Here is a 5,342-nt window from a genome sequence, read left to right as displayed (position 1 = left end):
ACGGCTCGGTGCCGTCCACCGGTCAGCGGCGCCCTGGCCTCCCACGGGCTGACCCCGCAGTACTCTCGGCGCGATGGGGCTTAGCTTCCGGGTTCGGAACGGGACCGGGCGTGCCCCCCATGCTCTGGCCGCTGACCGGTGGGCGGCGCCCACCGTTACGGTGTCCGGGTGTCTCTCTCGCGTGCCCTGGGGGCCGCATGGCGCATAGGGGAGATGTGACTCGGGGGCATCCTCGTGCCCGGACCGCGCATGAGCGCTCAGTCCCGCGGGCCGCGAGGTGCGGTTCCGGAAGAGCTCGGGCGATTAGTGCGGCTCGGCTGAGGACGTCGCCGTCCTTGCACCTGCCGTCTATCGACCAGGTAGTCTACCTGGGCCCTTACCGGAAGGAGAACTAATCCCTGGAACGGCTTCCCGCTTAGATGCCTTCAGCGGTTATCCGCGCCGCACGCGGCTACCCGGCCGTGCCGTTGGTCGACAACCGGTTCACCGGAGGTGCGTCCACCCCGGTCCTCTCGTACTGGGGGCAGCCTCCATCGATTCTCCTGCGCCCACGGAGGATAGGGACCGAACTGTCTCACGACGTTCTGAACCCAGCTCGCGTACCGCTTTAAACGGCGAACAGCCGTACCCTTGGGACCTGCTCCAGCCCCAGGATGCGATGAGCCGACATCGAGGTGCCAAACCTTGCCGTCGATGTGGACTCTTGGGCAAGATCAGCCTGTTATCCCCGGAGTACCTTTTATCCGTTGAGCGACGGCCCACCCACTCGGGGCCGCCGGATCACTAGAGCCTGCTTTCGCACCTGCTCGGCTTGTGGGCCTCGCAGTCAAGCCCGCTTGTACTCTTGCATTCAAAAGGACGGTTGCCGACCGTCCCGAGCGGACCTTCGCGCGCCTCCGTTACCCTTTAGGAGGCGACCGCCCCAGTCAAACTGCCCGCCTGGCACGGTCCCCGAGCCGGTTGACGGCCTCGGGTTAGGACGCCGGTCGCGCGAGGGCAGTATTCCAAGGGCGGCTCCCCGGGGGCTGGCGCCTCCGGATCGATGCCTCCTGCCTATCCTCTACACGCGGGACCAGCGGCCAATGCCAAGCTGCAGTGAAGGTTCACGGGGTCTTTCCGTCCTTCCGCGGGTAAGTCGCATCTTCACGACCAGTGCAATTTCACCGGGTCCATGGTCGAGACAGCGCCCAAGTCGTTGCGCCTTTCGTGCAGGTCGGAACTTACCCGACAAGGAATTTCGCTACCTTAGGACCGTTATAGTTACGGCCGCCGTTTACCGGGGCTTGGCTTCGGGGCTTCGCGCGATGCGCTAACTCCTCCGCGTGACCTTCCGGCACCGGGCAGGCGTCAGACCCTATACGTCGCCTTGCGGCTTCTGCAGAGTCCTGTGTTTTTGGTAAACAGTCGCTTGGGCCTCTCCACTGCGGCCCGCCTCCGCTCCCGGAGCAAGTCCGTTCACGTACGCGCGGGCACCCCTTCTCCCGAAGTTACGGGGCCATTGTGCCGAGTTCCTTGACCATGGTTGACCCGATCGCCTCGGTATGTTCTACCCACCCACCTGTGTCGGTTTGCGGTACGGGCGCGCACGCGCCTGCCTAGGGGTTTTTCTAGGGACCTCGGGCTCACTCGCTTCGCTCAGTCGCTTCGTCCGGAGCCTCGCCCTTCTGCGGACCGGATTTCCCTGGTCCGCGGGCCGCGCTCCATCACGGGGACGTCCAGAACCCCGCCGAGCCACCCCCATCCGTCGCCCCGTCGGTCGTAGCGCCGCGTGCGCGGTGCAGGAATGTCTGCCTGCTGCGCGTCGGCTACGCCTCCCGGCCTCGCCTTAGCCCCCGACTGACCCTGGGAGGATTAGCCTTGCCCAGGAAACCTCGGGTTCACGGCGGACGAGTTACTCTCTCGTCTCTCGCTACTCATGCCAGCATTCTCACTCCCATGCGCTCCACCGTCGGTCGCCCTCCGGCTTCTCCGCCCATGGGAAGCTCCCCTACCGATTCTGAAAATCAAAATCCCGCCGCTTCGGTGTCCAGCTTAGCCCCGTGTATTGTCGGCGCATGTCCACTCGACCAGTGAGCTGTTACGCACTCTTTGAATGGATGGCTGCTTCTAAGCCAACATCCTGGTTGTCTGGGCGGACGCACATCCTTTGCCACTCGGCTGGAACTTGGGGACCTTAGCGGGCGGTCCGGGCTGTTTCCCTCTCGAGCACACAGCTTAGCCCACATGCTCTGACTGCCGCGCTCTGGGCCGCCGGCATTCGGAGTTCGGTTGGATTCGGTAGGCGGCGAAGCCCCCTCGTCCATCCGGTGCTCTACCTCCGGCGGTGAACGCGCGACGCTAGCCCTAAAGCTATTTCGGGGAGAACGAGATATCTCCGGGTTTGATTGGCCTTTCACCCCTATCCGCAGGTCATCGCCGCCGTTTTCAACCGACGTGCGTTCGGCCCTCCACGGGGTCTTACCCCCGCTTCAGCCTGCCCACGGATAGCTCACCCGGCTTCGCGTCCGCGGCGCGGGACTCAAGTCGCCCTGTTAAGGCTCGCTTTCGCTCCGGCTCCCTTTCGGTTAACCTCGCCCCGCGCCAGCGACTCGCTGGCTCATTCTACAAAAGGCACGCCGTCACACCATAAAGGTGCTCCGACTGCTCGTGGGCGCACGGTTTCAGGTACTGTTTCACTCCCCTCCCGGGGTGCTTTTCACCTTTCCCTCACGGTACTGGTGCGCTATCGGTCACAGGGTAGTACTCAGGCTTGGATGGTGGTCCACCCAGGTTCGGACCGGGTTTCACGTGCCCGGCCCTACTCAGGGACCGCGTCGCGCCGTCCGGTCTGGGTTCGCGTACGGGGCTGTCACCCGCTGCGGCCGGCCCTCCCATGCCGTTCCGCTCCCCAGCCGGACCTGCGCCCGGGGGCGGCAGCCCCCGGATGCGCGGCCCTGCAACCCCGTCGGCGGAACCCCTGCCGGGTATGCCCGCTCGACGGTTTGGCCATCGGTCCCCTTTCGCTCGCCGCTACTCGGGGAGTCTCGAGATTGATTTCCTCTCCTCCGGGTACTTAGATGTTTCAGTTCCCCGGGTTGTCCTCCCCCCGCCTATGCGTTCAGCGGGGGGATATGCACACTGCTGTGCATGGGTTCGCCCATTCGGAGACCCCCGGGTCGAAGGATGTGTGCTCCTCGCCGGGGATTATCGCAGCTTGCCGCGTCCTTCATCGGCTCCCTGTGCCAAGGCATCCGCCGTGCGCCCGTGGTATCTTGCGGGACCGCATCGGGCCCGCGGGATATCCACGTGTCGCTAAAGTTAATTAATCGATATCATGAATAGCGCTCGTATGTCGCAATTCGGGTATCTCATACCGCGGCACAGTGTCTTCACTGTGCTCGCGATCAGATGCTCCTCACTCATATATAAGTGAATTCTTCTTGTTTGGATCGGATGAATGATTGCTATCATTCTGTCTGATAAATCGCAGAAAAGAATCGAGTCTGGAAGAGGATACTCTTCCATCTCTCTCCTATCGCTATGCGGCTCTCAAGGTACGCGGGTGCGACCCCGGGGACCGGGTGCTGCGGGGACTTATCCTGGCGGACATCTACCGGACGGGCTCCTGCCCTCTATTCGAGTTAAAGTGTTTTCTCTCTAGAAGATTTATCTCCCTAGAAAGGAGGTGATCCAGCCGCACCTTCCGGTACGGCTACCTTGTTACGACTTCACCCCCCTCACCCTCCACACCTTCGGCGCCTCCCCCCTCTCGGTTGGGCCGGCGACTTCGGGTGCAGACGACTCGGGTGGTGTGACGGGCGGTGTGTACAAGGCCCGGGAACGCATTCACCGCGGCATGCTGATCCGCGATTACTAGCAACTCCGACTTCATGGGGGCGGGTTGCAGCCCCCAATCCGAACTGGGGCCGGCTTTCCGGGATCCGCTCCCCCTCGCGGGGTGGCATCCCTCTGTACCGGCCATTGTAGCACGTGTGCAGCCCAGGGCATAAGGGGCATGATGACTTGACGTCGTCCCCGCCCTCCTCCGCCTTGACGGCGGCGGTCCCGCGTGGGTTCCCGGCATCACCCGATGGCAACACGCGGCGGGGGTTGCGCTCGTTGCGGGACTTAACCCAACATCTCACGACACGAGCTGACGACAGCCATGCACCACCTGTATGGGCTCCTCTCGGCCACGGGGTCTCCCCCGCTTCACCCATATGTCAAGCCCTGGTAAGGTTCTTCGCGTTGCTTCGAATTAAGCCACATGCTCCGCTGCTTGTGCGGGCCCCCGTCAATTCCTTTGAGTTTTAGCCTTGCGGCCGTACTCCCCAGGCGGGACGCTTAATGCGTTGGCTGCGGCACGGGGGGATCGTCCCCCCACACCTAGCGTCCATCGTTTACGGCTGGGACTACCAGGGTATCTAATCCTGTTCGCTCCCCCAGCTTTCGCGCCTCAGCGTCGGTCTCGGCCCAGAGGGCCGCCTTCGCCACCGGTGTTCCACCCGATATCTGCGCATTCCACCGCTACACCGGGTGTTCCACCCTCCCCTACCGGACCCAAGCCGCGGAGGTTCCGGGGGCTTCGGGGGGTTGAGCCCCCCGCTTCGACCCCCGGCCTGCCGGGCCGCCTACGCGCGCTTTACGCCCAATGAATCCGGATAACGCTCGCCCCCTACGTATTACCGCGGCTGCTGGCACGTAGTTAGCCGGGGCTTCTTCTGCAGGTACAGTCTTGACTCTTCCCTGCTGAAAGCGGTTTACGACCCGAAGGCCTCCGTCCCGCACGCGGCGTCGCTGCGTCAGGGTTCCCCCCATTGCGCAAGATTCCCCACTGCTGCCTCCCGTAGGAGTCTGGGCCGTGTCTCAGTCCCAATCTGGCCGGTCGGTCTCTCAACCCGGCTACCCGTTGTCGGCACGGTGGGCCGTCACCCCGCCGTCTACCTGATGGGCCGCGGAGCCATCCCCTCCCGTCGGGGCTTTAGCCGGGGTGCCATGCGGCACCCCGGGGTATCCGGTATTACCCGTCCTTTCGGGCGGCTATCCCGGGGGAGGGGGCAGGTTCTCCACGTGTTACTCAGCCGTTCGCCACTCGCTTCCCTCCGGAGAGGGGTGCCGTTCGACTTGCATGTGTTAGGCGCGCCGCCAGCGTTCATCCTGAGCCAGGATCGAACTCTCCGTCCAAAATAAATGGGCTTCGAGCCCGTCCGGTCCTCACAACTATTAGCTGATCGGTTCCGTTCGATTCATATGGTTCTAGTATAGGAAAAGGAATTTCTCGGGGCCGCCTCTCGGCGGCCTTGCGAAAAACAAATCCAAGTTAGACCATTTCAAATGGTTCGATGTCTGCCCGGATGCGACAC

General features: G+C 63.5%; 3 rRNA genes. All 3 read right to left on the bottom strand.

Annotated elements, in window-relative coordinates:
- Window positions 1-20: 20 nt before the first annotated feature.
- The 3 genes from rrf to FGQ61_RS09405 all read right to left on the bottom strand — a co-directional run bounded on the left by rrf (window position 21) and on the right by FGQ61_RS09405 (window position 5,163).
- A 5S ribosomal RNA gene (gene rrf, locus FGQ61_RS09415) occupies window positions 21-136 on the bottom strand.
- Window positions 137-283: 147 nt separating this feature from the next.
- Window positions 284-3,257 (bottom strand): 23S ribosomal RNA (locus FGQ61_RS09410).
- A gap of 400 nt (window positions 3,258-3,657) precedes the next feature.
- A 16S ribosomal RNA gene (locus tag FGQ61_RS09405) occupies window positions 3,658-5,163 on the bottom strand.
- The 16S, 23S and 5S rRNA genes sit together here, the layout of an rRNA operon.
- Between the last annotated feature and the right edge of the window lie 179 nt (window positions 5,164-5,342).

It is taken from the genome of Collinsella aerofaciens, from assembly GCF_005844325.1.
Taxonomy (GTDB): domain Bacteria; phylum Actinomycetota; class Coriobacteriia; order Coriobacteriales; family Coriobacteriaceae; genus Collinsella; species Collinsella aerofaciens_G.
Note: the sequence above shows the minus strand (reverse complement) of the source record. Positions and strands in the feature narration are given on the sequence as shown.